The 17195-nt window shown below is 68.7% G+C and carries 15 protein-coding genes; 7 read left to right on the top strand and 8 right to left on the bottom strand.

The features are described 5' to 3' along the window. Position 1 precedes the first annotated feature (1 nt). Positions 2-931, bottom strand: coding sequence for a MurR/RpiR family transcriptional regulator (locus WT26_RS18155; RefSeq protein WP_069273446.1), 930 nt, complete (start codon positions 929-931; stop codon positions 2-4). Positions 932-1050: 119 nt separating this feature from the next. On the opposite strand from WT26_RS18155, the gene WT26_RS18160 reads away from it, so the two are divergent. Beyond that, positions 1051-2331, top strand: coding sequence for an amino acid deaminase (locus tag WT26_RS18160; protein ID WP_069273447.1), 1281 nt, complete (start codon positions 1051-1053; stop codon positions 2329-2331). 98 nt (positions 2332-2429) lie between these two features. Here the strand turns inward: WT26_RS18160 and ltrA are convergent, their stop codons facing one another. Beyond that, a complete protein-coding gene (gene ltrA, locus WT26_RS18165; RefSeq protein WP_069270537.1) occupies positions 2430-3794 on the bottom strand; it encodes a group II intron reverse transcriptase/maturase in 1365 nt (454 codons plus the stop codon). 535 nt (positions 3795-4329) lie between these two features. On the opposite strand from ltrA, the gene WT26_RS18170 reads away from it, so the two are divergent. Next, on the top strand, positions 4330-4911 hold the full coding sequence (locus WT26_RS18170; RefSeq protein WP_039360134.1) for a DJ-1/PfpI family protein: 582 nt from the start codon (positions 4330-4332) through the stop codon (positions 4909-4911). A gap of 45 nt (positions 4912-4956) precedes the next feature. Here the strand turns inward: WT26_RS18170 and WT26_RS18175 are convergent, their stop codons facing one another. Further along, positions 4957-5403, bottom strand: a complete 447-nt coding sequence (locus WT26_RS18175) for a MarR family winged helix-turn-helix transcriptional regulator (protein ID WP_069273448.1) — start codon at positions 5401-5403, stop codon at positions 4957-4959. A gap of 26 nt (positions 5404-5429) precedes the next feature. Beyond that, entirely contained in the window at positions 5430-7025 is a 1596-nt protein-coding gene (locus WT26_RS18180; RefSeq protein ID WP_069273449.1) for an MDR family MFS transporter, read from the bottom strand. A 107-nt stretch (positions 7026-7132) separates the two neighbouring features. Between WT26_RS18180 and WT26_RS18185 the strand changes: the two genes are divergently transcribed. Then, entirely contained in the window at positions 7133-7975 is an 843-nt protein-coding gene (locus tag WT26_RS18185) for an EcsC family protein (protein WP_059532994.1), read from the top strand. Between the two features lie 139 nt (positions 7976-8114). Here the strand turns inward: WT26_RS18185 and WT26_RS18190 are convergent, their stop codons facing one another. The 4 genes from WT26_RS18190 to WT26_RS18205 form a co-directional block, all read right to left on the bottom strand. Beyond that, complete coding sequence (locus tag WT26_RS18190; RefSeq protein WP_069273801.1) at positions 8115-8549, bottom strand: CHRD domain-containing protein; 435 nt, start codon at positions 8547-8549, stop codon at positions 8115-8117. 307 nt (positions 8550-8856) lie between these two features. Continuing rightward, a complete protein-coding gene (locus WT26_RS18195; protein ID WP_069273450.1) occupies positions 8857-9630 on the bottom strand; it encodes a class II aldolase/adducin family protein in 774 nt (257 codons plus the stop codon). A gap of 149 nt (positions 9631-9779) precedes the next feature. Further along, on the bottom strand, positions 9780-11399 hold the full coding sequence (locus tag WT26_RS18200; protein WP_069273451.1) for a phospholipase D family protein: 1620 nt from the start codon (positions 11397-11399) through the stop codon (positions 9780-9782). Between the two features lie 181 nt (positions 11400-11580). Continuing rightward, positions 11581-12297: a FadR/GntR family transcriptional regulator gene (locus tag WT26_RS18205; RefSeq protein ID WP_069273452.1), complete on the bottom strand. Its 717-nt coding sequence runs from the start codon at positions 12295-12297 to the stop codon at positions 11581-11583. 123 nt (positions 12298-12420) lie between these two features. On the opposite strand from WT26_RS18205, the gene WT26_RS18210 reads away from it, so the two are divergent. The 4 genes from WT26_RS18210 to WT26_RS18225 are packed head-to-tail and all read left to right on the top strand — an operon-like array spanning position 12421 to position 17161. Further along, complete coding sequence (locus WT26_RS18210; RefSeq protein WP_069273453.1) at positions 12421-13221, top strand: (Fe-S)-binding protein; 801 nt, start codon at positions 12421-12423, stop codon at positions 13219-13221. Then, complete coding sequence (locus WT26_RS18215; RefSeq protein WP_069273454.1) at positions 13218-13949, top strand: LutC/YkgG family protein; 732 nt, start codon at positions 13218-13220, stop codon at positions 13947-13949. Before WT26_RS18210 ends, WT26_RS18215 begins: the two co-directional genes overlap by 4 nt. Further along, positions 13946-15391 carry a LutB/LldF family L-lactate oxidation iron-sulfur protein gene (locus WT26_RS18220; RefSeq protein ID WP_069273455.1) on the top strand — a complete coding sequence of 482 codons (1446 nt, stop codon included), beginning with the start codon at positions 13946-13948 and terminating at the stop codon, positions 15389-15391. Before WT26_RS18215 ends, WT26_RS18220 begins: the two co-directional genes overlap by 4 nt. 57 nt (positions 15392-15448) lie before the next feature. Further along, positions 15449-17161, top strand: a complete 1713-nt coding sequence (locus tag WT26_RS18225; protein WP_059900578.1) for a lactate permease LctP family transporter — start codon at positions 15449-15451, stop codon at positions 17159-17161. Positions 17162-17195: the final 34 nt, after the last annotated feature.

The following is a 17195-nucleotide window of genomic DNA, read 5'->3' on the forward strand; positions in this document are numbered from 1 at the left end:
GTCAGTCTCCTACCGGTTGACGGTCTCCGCCGCCGCGATGCGCATCGAGCGCGTGCTTGATGCGACGCAGCGATTCTCGGCCCGCATCGCCGAGCCGCAACGCGACTCCGGTGACGAGCACGTCGATCGCCATCATCATCGCGTAGCGCGATGTCGACGGCTTGTAAATGAAATCGGTTTCGAACGCGACGACCGGGATCAGATGGTCGGCCAGCTTCGCGAGCGGCGAGGCCGGCGCGGTGATCGCGATCAGCTTCGCGCCGTAGCGCTTCGCGAGCCGGCAGCTCTCGAGCAGCTCGGGCACGCGCCCGCTCACCGACAGCGCGACGACGACGGTGTCGCGCGACAGCGTCGCGGCCACCATCCGCTGCAGCACGCTGTCCTGGTAGCTCGCGACCGGCCGGCCGAAGCGCACGAGCCGGAAGCGCAGCTCGTCGGCGAGCGCGGTCGAGCCGCCGCCCTGCCCGTACACGTAGGTCATCTTCGCGCCGGCGAGCAGGTCGGCGGCTTCCTCGAACGACGTATTGCGCAGCAACTGGTGGTTGTGGGCGAGCGCCACGCGGATCTCGTCGTAGACCATCGACGCGGGATTCGCGTCATCCTCGCCCGCGCCGTCGGACGGCACGAGAAAGCGCTGGCCGACGGCCGCCGCCTGCGCGACCAGCACCTTCAGTTCGCGCACGTCGCGGCAGCCGACGGCCTTCGCGAAACGCGTGACCGTCGCGACGCTGACTTCCGCGTCGCGCGCGAGCGCGCCGATGCTCGCATGCGCGGCGCGGGCGAGATCGGCGAGGATGAACGCGGCGACCTTGCGCTCGGCTTCGCGCAGCTCGGGCGCGCATTCGGCGATCCGCGCGACGATGTCGAGGACCGGCGGGGCGGCAGCGCCGGCAGCCGGCGGGACGGAAGACGAAGTGGCGGACGAATTCATCTGCGGGAATGGGTGCGGCGCACCATGTTACTAAATAACATCACCGCGCAGATGCTACTTTCTGTACCATCTGCGTGTCAACTTCAGTGCAATGCATAGTGATGATGGAGCGGGATGACATGAAAGTTACAAACTATCAGGAAGCGACGATCGATCCGTTCGGCAAGGGCCTCGGCAATCTGCCGAGCGCGAGCGTGCCGCTCGGCGACGCGGGCCGCCTCGAGTGGAACCTGCTCGCGGAAGACGTCAGCCTGCCGGCCGCCGTGCTTTACGAGGACCGCATCGAACACAACCTGAACTGGATGCAGGCATTCGTCCGGAAATACGGCGTCAAGTTTGCGCCGCACGGCAAGACGACGATGGCGCCGCAACTGTTCCGCCGCCAGCTCGACGCCGGCGCGTGGGGCATCACGCTCGCGACCGCGCACCAGACGCAGGCCGCGTATCACGGCGGCGTGCGGCGCGTGCTGCTCGCGAACCAGCTGGTCGGCCGCCAGAACATGACGATCATTGCGGGGCTGCTGTCCGATCCCGACTTCGAATTCTTCTGCCTCGTCGATTCCGCGGAAAGTGTCGACCAGCTCGGCCGCTTCTTCGGCGCCCTGAAGAAGCCGCTGAACGTGCTGCTCGAGCTCGGCGTGCCGGGCGGCCGCGCGGGTGTGCGCGATGCCGCGCAGCGCGAGGCCGTGCTCGCCGCGATCGCGCGCTATCCGGACACGCTGAAGCTGGCCGGCATCGAACTCTACGAAGGCGTGCTGAAGGAGGAAGGCGAGATCCGCGCGTTCCTGCAGGAAGCGGTCGCGCTCACGCGCGAGCTGGCCGACGCAGGCCGCTTCGCGCGTACGCCGGCGATCCTGTCCGGTGCCGGTTCGGCGTGGTACGACGTGGTCGCGGAAGAATTCGCGAAGGCGTCCAACGCGGGCTTCGCGGAAGTCGTGCTGCGTCCGGGCTGCTACCTGACGCACGATGTCGGCATCTACAAGAAGGCGCAGGCCGACGTGTTCGCGCGCAACCCGATCGCACGCACGATGGGCGAAGGGCTGCTGCCCGCGCTGCAGCTGTGGGCCTACGTGCAGTCGGTGCCGGAGGCCGACCGTGCGATCGTCGCGCTCGGCAAGCGCGACGCGGCGTTCGACGCGGGCCTGCCCGAGCCGGCGCGCCACTTCCGCCCGGGCCGCGACACCGCCCCGCGCGACGTCGCCGCCGCCGAAGGCTGGGCCGTCACCGGGATGATGGACCAGCACGCGTACCTGCAGATCCCGCCGGGCGCGGACGTGAAGGTCGGCGACATGGTCGCGTTCGACATCTCGCACCCGTGCCTGACGTTCGACAAGTGGCGTCAGGTGCTCGTGCTCGATCCGCAGTTCCGCGTGACGGAAGTCGTCGAAACCTTCTTCTGACCGTCCTTCCGAATCGGCATAGGGGGTAGCCAACAGGCTACACCCCTGCCACACCACCCGGCATGCGGGTCCGCACCGGGCGGTTCGGGAAGTTGAGGTCAGGAGAGACGGGGTAAGCCGAGTCGGTCGAACCATGCAATGGGCAGCACGCCGTTGAGCAGCTTGCCACTGTTGCGCCACCAGCGACGACTGTTGGCCGCCACCTGTCGCGCAACATCATGGGACGCGCCGAGTGCGCGCAGCTCACGGTACATGGTCGTGCCGCGCTTCCAGTGTTTCAACTGGATCGCGCGCAGACGATGGCGCACCCATTCGTCCAGTTCGCGCATCACGCCCGGCGTCTGCGCCAGACGGAAGTAGCCCTTCCAGCCCAGCAGGTAGGGGCGAAGCTTCCCCACCACCTGCGCCAGACTACATCCGCCCCGGCGCGTCAGTTCCCGCACGCGTTGTTTGAACGTGGCCAATGGTTTGACTGCCACCTTGCGTTTGATCACACGGCCCGCAGCTACCCAGAGGCTGTAGCCCAGGAACTTGCGACCAAACACGCTTGCCACCGCGCTTTTGGCTTCATTGATCTTCAGGCGTAGCCGCCCGTACTGCCGGCGCAACAGCGCCATCACCCGTTCACCCGCACGGCGTGAGCGAACGTACACGTTCGCGTCGTCGGCGTAGCGCACGAAGCAATGACCCCGTCGCTCCAGTTCCTTGTCCACCTCATCGAGCAGCACGTTCGCCAGCAACGGTGAGAGCGGACCGCCCTGGGGCGTCCCCTCATGCCGCTCCTGCACCACGCCATCGCCCATCACACCTGCGTTCAGGTACGCCCGGATCAGCCGGATGACTCCTGGATCTCCGATACGCTTCTGCAGCCGGTCGATGAGAATGTCGTGATTGACCCGGTCAAAGAACTTTTCCAGGTCGACGTCCACCACGATCCGCCGCCCCGACTGCACGTACGACTGCGCGGCCAGCACCGCGTCGTGCGCACGCCGCCCTGGCCGGAAGCCGTAGCTGTGCTCGCTGAAGGTGGGGTCCAGTACCGGTTGCAGCACTTGCAGCAACGCCTGCTGGATCAGCCGGTCCGTCACCGTCGGGATGCCAAGCTCGCGCTCGCCACCATCCGGTTTCGGGATCGTCACCCGTCGCACCGGCATCGGCCGGTACGTTCCCCGCAGCAGCTGCTCCCGTATTGCCGGCCAGGCTGTCACCAGATGGCGCGCGGTCTGGTCTATGTCCAGACCGTCAACACCCGGCGCACCCTTGTTGGCCCGCACCCGTTTAAGCGCCTGCCGCAGGTTCTCTCTCGTCAGCGCCGCTTCCAGCAGCGCTGACCCTGTGTTCTTCGTCTCATGCCGCGAGCCGCAGGCTTCGTCGCGCACGGCTTCACGCGCGGCTTCACCGCGCGCCGCCACCGCTCGCCCCGCTCGCGCGGGCATCTGACGCCTTGCCTGTTGCGTCGGCATGTCGTTGAACACTCCTTCCCGTTCGGTCCTTCGCCACCAGCTTCAGCCTCACCGGCCTGTCCTGTGGCTACTATGACCTCTGCTGAGACCTCGCTCCGGTTCGGCACCGTCGCCCTTTCAGGCATGAGGCGAGGCGTCCCCAGGTAAGAACGCACTCCTTCATCGCACAACCGCTGCATTTACGCCACTTCGCCTTGGTCACGAGAGCTTCGCGGTTCACGGCCCGCTCGCCCTGCTCGGCAGCGCCTTCTATGCAGTTCTTGTTCATCGGCTCGCGATTTACGCTCCACGCTTCCTCCCCACACTCGGTCGCCCTCATGCAGTTGCGCTTCACTTCATTCGCCGTGACCAGCTTATGGCGGGACTTGCACCCGCAGGAGTGCGCCCATGCTGGGCGCACCGTGATCCGGCCGCCCCGTCGCGCGACGGGGCGGCCTTGCGTCATACCGGTTTCAGGCCGCCGGAGTACACTGCGCTTTCGTCCCGGGGCGCGCTCGCGCCCCGCTCAACTTTGCATGGAACCCGGGAGAAAGCCATGGCCGCGAAGAAGATCCTGTTCCTGACCGGCGATTTCGCCGAAGACTACGAAACGATGGTGCCGTTCCAGGCGCTGCAGGCCGTCGGCCACCACGTCGATGCAGTCTGCCCGGGCAAGCGCGCGGGCGACAAGATCAAGACCGCGATCCACGATTTCGAGGGCGACCAGACCTACACCGAGAAGCCCGGCCACCAGTTCACGCTGAACGCGGCATTCGACGACGTCGACGCATCCCGCTACGACGCGCTCGCGATCGCGGGCGGCCGTGCCCCCGAATACCTGCGACTCGATCCGAAGGTGATCTCGCTCGTGCGCGAGTTCGCCGAAGCCGGCAAGCCGATCGCCGCGATCTGCCACGCGGCGCAACTGCTCGCGGCCGCCGACGTGATTCGCGGCAAGCGCATCTCGGCCTATCCGGCCTGCGCGCCCGAGGTGAAGCTCGCGGGCGGCGAGTATGCGGACATCCCGGTCGACGCGGCCGTGACCGACGCGCCGTTCGTCACCGCGCCCGCGTGGCCCGCGCATCCGGCCTGGCTCGCGCAGTTCCTCGTGCTGCTGGGCACGCGCATCGAGCTGTAACCCGGCACGCCGGCCGCACGCCGCTAGCCGCGCGCCGCTGCCCGCTCAGTGCGCCGGTGGCGGCGTGCCGACTTCGGCGATCCGCGACTCCAGCATCGCCAGCGCGCCCGACAGTGCGGTCAGCACGTCGTCCGGCAGCCGCGCGACCGTCTTGTCGAGGAACGCGCGGCGGCGCGGCAGGCTCGCCTCGAACGCCACGCGCCCGTCGGCGGTCAGCTTCACGTTGGTCACGCGATTGTCGCGTGCGTCGGATTCGCGCTCGATCCAGCCGAGTGCGTCGAGCGATTTCAGCTGGCGCGTGAGCGCGCCCGGATCGATGCGCAGCACTTCGACGAGCTTCTTCTGCGACGAATGCCCGCCCATCGTGTGCAACGCGACCATGATGCGCCAGCGCGGCATCGGTTGCCCGACGTGCGTCTCGAACGCGGTCATGAACGCGCGATACGTCCGTCCGAATTGCTGCAAGATCGCGACGCGGTCCTGTTCTTCCATGCGCTCAGTTCTACTCGTTCAATCGTTCAATCGGCCGCGACATGCGGTTCGATCTTGCGCCGCAGCGCGATCGGCGGCACGCGGCGGCACTGCCACACCGACACCACGGCGACGACGGCCGCCATCGCGACGCCCACGTGAATCGCGCCGACGAGCGATTCGCGGGCCGCTTCCAGCAGCAGCGCGCCATTATGCCCGGCACGGGTCAGCTCCGCGACGAGACCGCCCTGCGCGGCGCGATCGATCAGGATCTGCGGATCGGCGAGCTGCGCGTGCCACTGCATCGCGTGATCGGCCGACAGCGCATCGCGCACGCCGCCCGAGTACATCTGGTTGACGAGCGTGCCGGTCAGCGCGGTGCCGATCATCCCGCCGACCATCCGCAGCGACTGCAGCAGCGCCGTGGCGATGCCGAGGTGCTCGCGGCCGGCCGTCTGCTGCGCGAATACGGTGAGGTTCGGCAGCACGAAGCCGAGCCCGATGCCGCCCGCGACCATCAGCGCCATCAGCAGCCATTTCGGCGTCGTGTGGGTCGACACGACGATGCCCGCGCAGGTGATCGCGAACAGCACGAAGCCGACGTGCAGCATCGCGTTGGGATTGCGGATGCGCGTGACGACACGGCCGTTCATGATGCTGCCGATCGTGATGAACACGACGAGCGGCGTGATCACGAGCCCCGCCTCCTTCGGCGACATCCCGAAGCCGCCCTGGAACAGCAGCGGCGCGTAGAACAGCAGCGAGAACATCGAGAAGCCGGCGAGGATCGCCAGTACGAAGAGCGCCGACAGCGCGCGGTTGCCGAACATGTCGAACGGCAAAATCGGCTGCGCGCAGCGCTTCTCCCAGTGCCACAGGCCGAAACCGGCCGCGACGGCGACCACGAGCAGCAGCGACGCCCAGCTCGCGACGCCGTACTTCGGCAGCCATTCGACGAACAGCTGCAGCGCGCCGAGCGACAGCGCGATCAGCAGCGCGCCCGGCCAGTCGAGCCGCATCTTGCGATCGTGCTCGACGTGGCGCAGGTGCGGCAGGTAACGCCACACGAACAGCAGCGACAGCAGGCCGACCGGCAGGTTCACGTAGAACACCGAACGCCAGCCGAACGACTGGGTCAGCACGCCGCCGAGCGACGGGCCGACCGCGTTCGCGATGCCGAACGCGGAGCTCATCAGCACCTGCCAGCGCAACCGCACGACGGAATCGGGGAACAGGTCGGGAATGCACGCGAACGCGGTGCCGACCAGCATCCCGCCGCCGATCCCTTGCAGCCCGCGCGCGAGCACGAGCATCAGCATGTCGTTCGCCATCCCGCACAGCACGGACGCGCCGGTGAACACGATGATCGACACGATGACGAACGGCTTGCGCCCGTAATAGTCGCCGAGCCGGCCGAAGATCGGCACCGTGATCACGGAACTGAGCAGGTACGAGGTTGCGACCCATGCGTACAGGTCGAACCCCCGAAGCTCGGCGACGATGGTCGGCAACGCGGTGCCGACGACCGTCTGGTCGAGCGCGACGAGCATGGTGACGAACGAGATCCCGATCATCGCCAGCAGCGATTCGCGGAACGGCAGGACTTGCCCGCTCGAATGGTGGGCGGCTGTATGGACGGCCATTTTTTGTTGGCGCAACTTTTGACGAGTCAAACAATCTTAAAATTCTAGCATGCGAGAGTAATCTAGGCTGGCGACGGTCAAACCGGCCCAGACCGCCAAGGAGAAAGATGGAACCGATTTCAATCCCCCCCGCCACCACGCTGTCGCAGGACGATCGGGACGCGCTGTGGCGCGCGAAGCAGGTGCTGGAAAGCCCGTCGCTGACGATGAAGCTGACGGGCATGCTCGGCGCGCCGGTCGAGAAAATGATCGCCCGGCTGCCGGATTTCGCGACCGGCAAGATCAACGACGCGACGCAGCTCGCGCTGCGCAAGTGCCTGAACATCGCGCTGCGCACGCTCGGCAAGCCGCCCGCGCCGGACGCCGAGCCCGACAAGCCGAGCAATCTGCTGCACAAGCTCGCGGTCGCGACGACCGGCGCGGCGGGCGGTGCATTCGGCTTTCTCGCGCTGCCGGTCGAACTGCCGGTGACGACGACGCTGATCTTCCGCTCGGTGTGCGACATCGCGCGCAGCGAGGGGGAAGACCTGGGCTCGGTCGATACGCAGCTGCAATGCCTGGCCGTGCTCGGCATGGGCGGCAACCCGGACAAGCAGGAAGAGGACGCCGATCTCGGTTATTTCGTGCTGCGCGGCGCGCTCGCGCAGGCGATCTCGAAGGCATCGTCCGACATCACGACGAAGGGCATCGCCGCGCACAGCTCGGCGGCCGTGTTCAAGCTCGTGCAGACGGTGGCGTCGCGTTTCTCGGTGCAGGTGACCGAGCAGATGGCCGCGAAGTCGATTCCGGCGATCGGCGCCGTGCTCGGCGCGACCGTCAACACGCTGTTCATCGACCACTTCCAGCAGATGGCGCACGGCCACTTCACCGTACGCCGGCTCGAGCGCAAGTACGGCTCGGTGGCCGTCAAGGCCGCCTATCAGGCGATCGACGTCTCGCCGGCGCGCTGAACCGCCCGCTCGAGCGCAACGCCGGCCGCCTTCGCGTTGCCGGCGGCGCCCGCGCATCCGCAATTCCGTGAAGCGCCGGGCGCGCGGGATCGAGCGCGGCGTGTCGTTCAAGGAGCGGCTCTGCATCAAGCGCCGCCGCTCAGCCGGCCGGCATCACCTGGCCGCGGATCTCGCCGGCCGGGTGCTCCTTCGTATGGACGTTGAAATACCACTTGCCGCCCATCAGGTCGGTGACCTGTGCGTCGGTGAGTGCCTTCGAGCCCTTGATCGGGCTCGCCAGCTCGTCCTTCGGAATCGGCACCTGCACACCCGCGTTCTGGCCGACCGGCGCGGGCCCGTGGAAATGCGCGGCGGTGGCCGGGCCGGTCAGGTCCTTGTAGGTGATCGTCCATTGCAACGTGCGGGTGGCCGTGTCGTAAGTCGCGTCGACGTTGCCCGAACCGTGGCTGGTGGTGGGCGGCACCTCGCTCGACGGCTGGAGATTGGCGGACAGGCGTACCGTTTCGGCGGCGGCGCTGCCGGCGGCCAGCACGCCCGCGAGTAACGCGACCTGGAGCAAACGCAGCTTGAGCATGGGCTCTCCTTGTACGACGGTGTGCGCCATCCGGACGGATGACGTCCCGCCCATCTTAGTCGATCGGCGCCGCTGCGTGAGTGCATCGGCCAGCCTGACGCATCCTGGAACAGACCTTTTCAGCCTGATGGCTGAATCCGCGCGCGGCCTTTCGCTACACTTCATCTCACAGTTGCTTGTTTCCTTCGTCCGAAGGAGTCTGCGAGTATTCACGCGGCCACCCGGCCGCGTTTTTTTTTGCCTGCTCGACGGACATGGGGACACGGCGTCGCCCTGCCTCGCTGCCGGACGTCGCACGGCCGGCGCGTCAGCCGCGATACCCCGGATCGATGCGATCGACGATACGCTGCAGCGCGTCGAACGCATCCTGCCCCGCGCCATGCTTCGGATCGAAATTCAGCGAATCGCGCACGCACCCTTCGAGCACGGGCGGCGCGATCGTCAGCGCGTCGCCGATCGCATGCGTGGCGACCTGCACCTCGCACGCGCGATTGAGCAGCCACATCAGCGAGAACGCCTCGGCAAGCGTGCGCCCGATCGTGACCGGCCCGTGATTCCTCAGCAGCAGCACGGGGCGCCCACCCGCGCTCTCGACGATGCGCCGCCCCTCTTCGAGATGCACGGTGATGCCCTCGAAGTCGTGATACGCGATCTTCCCGTACAGCTGCGCCGAATAGAAATTCGAGAACGACAGCCCGTCGCGCGAACAGCACACGGCCATCGTCGGCGTCGTGTGCACGTGCATCACGCAGTGCGCATCGGGCAGCGCCGCATGGATCGCGCTGTGGAACGTGAAGCCGGCCGGATTGATCGGCCAGTCGGAATGGCCGATCACGTTGCCGTCGATGTCGATCTTCACGAGGTTCGACGCACATACCTCGCGGTAATGGAGCCCGAACGGGTTGATCAGGAAATGCCCGTCCTCGCCCGGCACGCGCAGCGAGATATGGTTGTAGATCAGTTCGGTCCAGCCGAGATGGTCGAAGATGCGGTAAGCCGCCGCGAGCTGCACGCGCGCCTGCCATTCGGCTTCGGAGAAACGGGCGGGACGCGTGAACGGCTGGTTCGGCACGTGATGCATGCGAGTGCTCCTGTTGGGCAGGCGCGTGCCGGGCCGCACGCGATGTGCGGCGATTCCGGCAGCACCTGCACGGCACGACTCCCTGATCGTTGCGCATGCAACCATATCACCTTTCGGCGCGCATCGGAACAGCGGCTGCGGACCGGCCCTTATAGCTGGTCGTCGACCGGCAGCAGCATGAAGACGCCGGTCATCAGGTTGCGCAGCAGCCCCGCGTGCGGATCGACGTGATAGGTGCGCAGCACGCCTTCGTCGGTGCCGGTCCATGTCAGCTCGGACGCGCCGGGCCCCGACAGCGCCGCGAGCTGCACGCGGTAGCTGTCATCCGGCTGCGTCACGCGCGCGAAGATCGTCGCGACCTGCTGCGCGAGTGCCGGGCTGTGGATCACGAGCGCCAGTTCGGTATTCAGGTGCGCGGAACGCGGATCGAGGTTCATCGAGCCGATCACGAGAATCTGCTGGTCGATCACGTACGCCTTCGCATGCAGGCTCGCACGCGAGCGCGAGCCCAACAGCCGCGGCCGGCCGGGCCGCGCCTTGTATTCGTACAGCTCGACGCCGTGCTGCAGCAGCGGCACGCGGTACGGCCCGTAGCCGGCCTGCACGGCGACCGCGTCGGTCGCCGCGAGCGAATTGGTCAGGATCGCGACACGCACGCCGCGCGCGGTCGTGTCGCCGAGGATCTTCACGCCCGCGTCGTGCGGCACGAAATACGGCGAGAACGCGAGGAATTCCCGCTGCGCGCCGCGCGCGAGTTCGACGAGCCGCTGCATCGGCGGGCTCACGTACGCGTCGGTCGGCTGCGCGACCTTGTCGGGCGCATCGGCCTTGAACTCGGCCGGCGCCCACACGAGCCCGAGCTCGTCGCGCGCGATCTGCTGCGCGAGCGGCGTCGCGTTCAGCGGCTTCGCGTTGTACGGATCGGCATTCTTGCGCCAGTGGTCGCGCAACTCGTCGCGCATCGCGTCGAGCTCCTTCGCATCGAACGACTGATGATTCAGCACGCGCAGCGGATAGCTGCTCGCGCTCGACCAGTAGGTGTCGAAGCTCGCCGAGATCTCGTTCGTCACGGGGCCCGCGGCGAGCACGTCGAGATCGCGGAACTGCAGCGTCGGGCTCGCGCTGAAGTATTCGTCGCCGAGGTTGCGGCCGCCGACGATCGCGATCTGGTTGTCCGCGATCATCGCCTTGTTGTGCATCCGGCGCGTGAAGCTGTCGATGCGCGTGAAGAAATTCGCCGTGCGCTGCATCACGTCCCGCTGCGATGCGCCGAACGGGTTGAACACGCGGATCTCGACGTTCGGGTGCGTGTTCAGCGCGGCCATCACGCGATCGATGTCGCGGAAATTCAGGTCGTCGACCAGCATCCGCACGCGCACGCCGCGATCGGCCGCGTAAAGCGCCGCGGCGAGCAGCAGCTTGCCGGTCGTGTCCTCGGTCGCGATGTAGTACTGCATGTCGAGCGTCTTCGTCGCGGCGCGCGCGAGCGCGATGCGCATCTGCAGCGCGGCGGCGCCGTCGGCCAGCAGCCGGAAACCCGACTGGCCCGGATGCGCGGCCTCGGGCGCGGCCAGCGCATCGCGCAACGGCGTCGCGGTATCGGGCGGCAACGCATGCGAGACAGGGCGATCGAGCGCGGTGGCGGGCGGATGCGTCGCGCACGCGGCGACGAGCGACAGCAGTACGCCGGCGGCCAGCGCGCGGGCCGGGCGGCATGCGGCGCGCCACGCGCGGGCGGCCGGCGCGCGCGGGATGACGGACATGAGCACGGGGCTTTCTCGACAGGCGGATCAACCATTCCGCACACGCTGCCGCGCGCGGCTGACGAACGATTCTAAGTGGCGCCGGATGACACGGTCAATCGCGCGCGCCCGGTGCACGGACGCTTGAATGAGCGGGGCCGCAGCCGTCGGCGCATGCGCGCCGCCGGGCGACGTGGTCCAACCAATCTCAGGGTGCGTCGCCGCGCCGCTCGAAATGGCTGCGCACGTAGTCGATATGGGTCTGCATCGCGGTGCGCGCCTCTTCGGGCCGTTGCGCGCAGATCGCGTCGCACACGACGCGGTGCTGTCGCAGCAGCTGCTCCGCCGCGCCCGCGTCCTGCTCGCTCATCCCGGTCGCGTTGACCGTGATGTGCTCGCGCAGCATCCCGATCACGCTCGTATGCAGGTGCAGGAACATCGTGTTGTGCGACGCGAGCGCGATCGCCTCGTGCAGCTTCGCGTCGGTCGCGGCTTCGACGGCCGCCGCGCCGTTCGCGTGCGCGGTTTCGAGCTCGCGCAGCAGCGCACGGATCCGGCGCCGGTCGTGCGCGTCGGCGCGCAGCGCGGCGAAATACGCGGTCGCGCCTTCGAGCACGCGGCGGAATTCGAGGATGTCGTCGCGCAGCGCGGGGTGATCGGCGACCAGTTGCCCCCACGGCGACGCGATGCCGGCGCGCAACTGGTCCGTCACGTAGACGCCCGCGCCGCGCCGGCTCTGCAGCAGCCCGCGTGCGACGAGCCGCTGGGTCGCCTCGCGCACCGTATTGCGCGCAACCCCGTACTGCTGCGCGAGCACGCGCTCGGCCGGCAGGCGTGCGCCGGCCGGCCACGTGCCGTCGAGCAGTGCCGTCTCGATCTTGCGCATCACCACTTCGGTCCGGCCCCGTGCCGCCATCGCTGCCATCGTCGCGTCTCCAGAACGCTGGGCGACGTGACTGGCCCAACCAATTTGAGCCGCAGCGCCGTCGCGGGAATTATGCAGCGAAAGCCGGCCCGCGTGCCGGGCCGCCGTCCCATGGAGCGAGACATGAACGAAAGGCAATACCCCGCCGCCGCCGCCGCGCACGTCTATCTGTTCGCGACCTGCCTGGTCGACCTGTTCGTCCCCGAAGCGGGGCTCGACGCGGTCCGCCTGCTGGAGCGCGAAGGCCTGACCGTCCACTATCCGCGCGGCCAGAGCTGCTGCGGGCAGCCGGCCTACAGCAGCGGCAATCCCGACGACGCGCGCCGGGTCGCGGCCGCGCAGCTCGACCTGTTCGCGCAAGCGTGGCCCGTGATCGTGCCGTCCGGCTCGTGCGCGGGGATGATCCGCCACCATTGGCCGGCGCTGTTCGCCGACGATCCCGTCAACGGCCCGAAGGCCCGCGCGATCGCCGACCGGACCTACGAACTCGCCGAATTCCTCGTCCACGTGCTCGACGTGCGGCTCGACGCGCTCGCCCCTGCTGCTCCGCCGGACGAGCGCGTGGTCCTGCACACGTCGTGCGCGGCGCGGCGCGAGATGGGCACGCGCGGGCACGGCGTCGCGCTCGTCGACGCGCTGCCGGGCGTGACGCGCATCGAACATGAACGCGAATCCGAATGCTGCGGCTTCGGCGGCACGTTCTCGCTGAAGCATCCCGACATCTCCGGCGCGATGGTGCGCGACAAGGTCGCGTCGGCCTGCGCGACCGGCTGCGACCGGCTCGTGTCCGCCGACTGCGGCTGCCTGCTGAACATCGGCCACGCGGCGGCCAAGGCCGGCGCGCCGCTGCCGGTCGAGCACCTCGCCAGCTTTCTGTGGCGGCGCACGGCGAGCGCCGCGTCGCTGCGCGGAGACCGGCAATGAGCGCGCGCGACGCGATCCTCCAGCGGCTGCGCACGGCAGCGCCCGCCGCCGCATCCGCCGCCGCCGACGCCGCCCCCCTCGACGCCCGCATCGACCGCCACTACGCGGCCCGGCGCGCCGCCGCCCCGGCCGATCCGCATGCGCTCGCGCAGGCGCTGCAGGCCGCGCTCACCGCATCGCACGCGGACGTCTGGTGCGCGACCGGCGACGCATGGCCCGCCCAGCTCGCCGCGCGGCTCGCCGATGCCGGCGTGCGCCGGCTGCTGCTCGACCCGGCCCGCGCCGAATCCGCGGCGCTCGCCCGTGCGCTGCCCGACACGGTCGCGCCCGTGCCGTTCGACCGGCCGATCGACGCGTGGAAGGCCGAACTGTTCGACACGATCGACGCGGGCTTCACCGTCGCGCGTTCGGGCATCGCCGCCACCGGCACCGTCGTGCTCGCCCCCGATGCCGGCACACCGCGCACGGTGTCGCTGGTGCCGCCGCTGCATGTCGCGCTCGTCCACGCGAGCACGCTGCACGCGGATCTCCATGCGGCCGTGCACGCCGAGCGCTGGCACGCCGGCATGCCGACCAACCTGGTGCTGGTGTCGGGCCCGTCGAAGACGTCCGACATCCAGCAGACGCTGGCCTACGGCGCACACGGCCCGCGCCGCCTGTGGGTCGTGATCGTCACCGAGCCGGCCGGCGCCGCGGCCCCGCGTGATCGCCAGGGAGCTGCGCGATGAGCGACCACACGCTGCAATTCGTCGCCCCGGGCGACTTCAAGGCCCGTGCGCGCGCCGCGCTCGACGATTCCGCATTGCGCCAGAGCTTTCGCGGCGCGATGGACTTCCTGCAGGGCAAGCGCGCGACGCAGTTCCCCGACGACACCGAACTGCAGCAGCTGCGCGACCTCGGCGAAGCGGTGCGGCAGCACGCACTCGCGCAGTTGCCCGCGCTGCTCGAACGGCTGGAGACGAAGCTCACCGGGGCCGGCGTGCACGTGCACTGGGCCGAGACGGCCGCCGACGCGAACGCGATCGTGCTCGGCATCGCGCAGGCGAAGAAGGCGCGCCGCGTGATCAAGGGCAAGTCGATGGCGAGCGAGGAAATCGAACTGAACCATTACCTCGCGGAGCACGGCGTCGACTGCATCGAGTCCGACATGGGCGAATTCATCGTGCAGCTCGCGGGCGAGAAACCGTCGCATATCGTGATGCCGGCAATCCACAAGACGCGCGGCGACATCGCCGAACTGTTCGAGGAACACATCCCCGGCACGCGCTACACGGAAGACGTCGACGAGCTGATCCAGACCGGCCGGCGCGCCCTGCGGCGCGCGTTCGCCGAGGCGGACATCGGCCTGTCCGGCGTGAACTTCGCGGCGGCCGACACCGGCACGCTGTGGCTCGTCGAGAACGAAGGCAACGGCCGCCTGTCGACGACGGTGCCCGACACGCACGTCGCGATCATGGGGATCGAGAAGGTCGTCGAGAAACTCGAGCACATCGTGCCGCTGTCGAACCTGCTCACGCGCTCGGCCACCGGCCAGGCGATCACGACCTACTTCAACCTGATCTCGGGCCCGCGCCGCGACGGCGAACGCGACGGCCCGCGCGAGCTGCATCTCGTGCTGCTCGACAACGGCCGCACGCAGGCCTATGCGGACGAACAGCTGCGCGCGACGCTGCAGTGCATCCGCTGCGGCGCGTGCATGAACCACTGCCCCGTCTACACGCGCATCGGCGGCCACGCGTACGGCACGACGTATCCGGGCCCGATCGGCAAGATCATCTCGCCGCACCTGCTCGGCCTCGACGCGACGGCCGACCTGCCGACCGCGTCGACGCTGTGCGGCGCATGCGGCGAGGTGTGCCCGGTGCGGATCCCGATCCCGCAGCTGCTCGTGCGGCTGCGTACCGAGGCGAACCGCAAGCCCGGCGAACCCGTCGCGCATCCGCTGCGCGGCCAAGGCGCGAACTACACCCGCGCGGAAGACCTCGTGTGGCGCTTCTGGTCGGGCGCGTTCGCGCATCCGCACGCGTACCGCGCGTTCCGCTGGACCGCGACGCGCCTGCGTGCGCTGACGCCCGCGAAACAGATGGGCTGGACGCAGCACCGCACCCCGCTCGAACCGGCACCGCGCAGCCTGTCCGACCTGCTGCGCGCACGCGGCCAGCCCGAGTAGCCCCCGCTTTACCCACCCATTCCGATAGACAGACAGCCACAGATGGAGGAGACACCCATGCAGGTTTGGCACCAGATCTATACGCCGCTCGGCAGCCTAGGGCTGTCGGCGTTCGTCGCCGCAATCCCGATCATTTTCTTTTTCGTCGCGCTGGCCGCGCTGCGGCTCAAGGGCCACGTCGCCGCGGCGATCACGCTGCTGCTGTCGCTCGGCGTCGCGATCCTCGCATACGGGATGCCCGTGCCGCAGGCGCTCGCGGCGGCCGGTTTCGGCTTCGCATACGGCCTGTGGCCGATCGCGTGGATCATCGTCGCGGCCGTGTTCCTGTACAGGATCGTCGTGAAGACCGGCCAGTTCGACATCATCCGCGCGTCCGTGCTGTCGATCACCGACGACCAGCGCCTGCAGATGCTGCTGATCGGCTTCTCGTTCGGCGCGTTCCTCGAAGGCGCGGCCGGCTTCGGCGCGCCCGTCGCGATCACGGCCGCGCTGCTCGTCGGGCTCGGCTTCAAGCCGCTGCACGCGGCAGGACTGTGTCTGATTGCAAACACCGCGCCGGTCGCGTTCGGTGCGATGGGGATCCCGATCATCGTCGCCGGACAGGTGACCGGCATCGACCCGTTCCATATCGGCGCGATGGCCGGCCGCCAGCTGCCGCTGCTGTCGCTCGCGGTGCCTTTCTGGCTCGTGTTCATGATGGACGGGCTGCGCGGCGTACGGCAGACCTGGCCCGCCGCGCTCGTCGCGGGCGGCAGCTTCGCGGCGACGCAATACTTCACGTCGAACCACATCGGGCCCGAACTGCCGGACATCACGTCGTCGCTCGTCAGCCTCGTCGCGCTCGCCGCGTTCCTGAAGGTCTGGCAGCCGCGCACCGCGACGCAGACGGCCGGCAGCGTCGTCACGTCGGGCGGCGGCGCCGCGCTCGCGGGCTTCGGCGGCGCGGGCTCGCGCAACGGCTTCAGCACGGGCACGCGCCGGCAGGCATCGCCGTACACGCTCGCGCAGACCGTGCGCGCATGGTCGCCGTTCCTGATCCTGACGGGTGTCGTCACCGTATGGAGCATCGCGCCGTTCAAGGCGCTGTTCGCCGCCCACGGCGCGCTCGCGTCGACCGTGCTGAAATTCCATGTGGCGGGGCTCGACCAGCTCGTCGTGAAGACCGCCCCGATCGCCGCGACGCCGAAGGCGCTCGACGCCGTGCTGAAGATCGATCTCGTGTCGGCGGTAGGCAGCGCGATCCTCGTGACCGCGCTGATCTCGATGGTGCTGCTGCGGATGAAGCCGCGCGACGCGCTCGTCACGTTCGGCGAGACGCTGAAGGAACTGACGCGCCCGATCCTGTCGATCGGCCTCGTGCTCGCCTTCGCGTTCGTCGCGAACTATTCGGGGATGTCGTCGACGCTCGCGCTGATGCTGGCCGCGACCGGCGCCGCGTTCCCGTTCTTCTCGCCGTTCCTCGGCTGGCTCGGGGTGTTCCTGACGGGCTCGGACACGTCGTCGAATGCGCTGTTCTGCTCGCTGCAGCAGGCCACGGCCCATCAGCTCGGCGTACCCGAGACGCTCGCGGTGGCCGCGAACACGACGGGCGGCGTGACCGCGAAGATGATCTCGCCGCAGTCGATCGCGGTGGCCTGCGCGGCAACGGGCCTCGTCGGCAAGGAGTCGGAGCTGTTCCGCTTCACGGTGCGGCACAGCCTGCTGTTCGCCGTGATCGTCGGGTTGATCACGCTCGTGCAGGCGTACGTGCTGCCGGGGATGGTGCCGTGACCTGAAAAAAACAAAACCCCGCGCTCCGGAGAAC

It is taken from the genome of Burkholderia cepacia (genome assembly GCF_001718835.1).
GTDB classification, from domain to species: Bacteria; Pseudomonadota; Gammaproteobacteria; order Burkholderiales; family Burkholderiaceae; genus Burkholderia; species Burkholderia cepacia_F.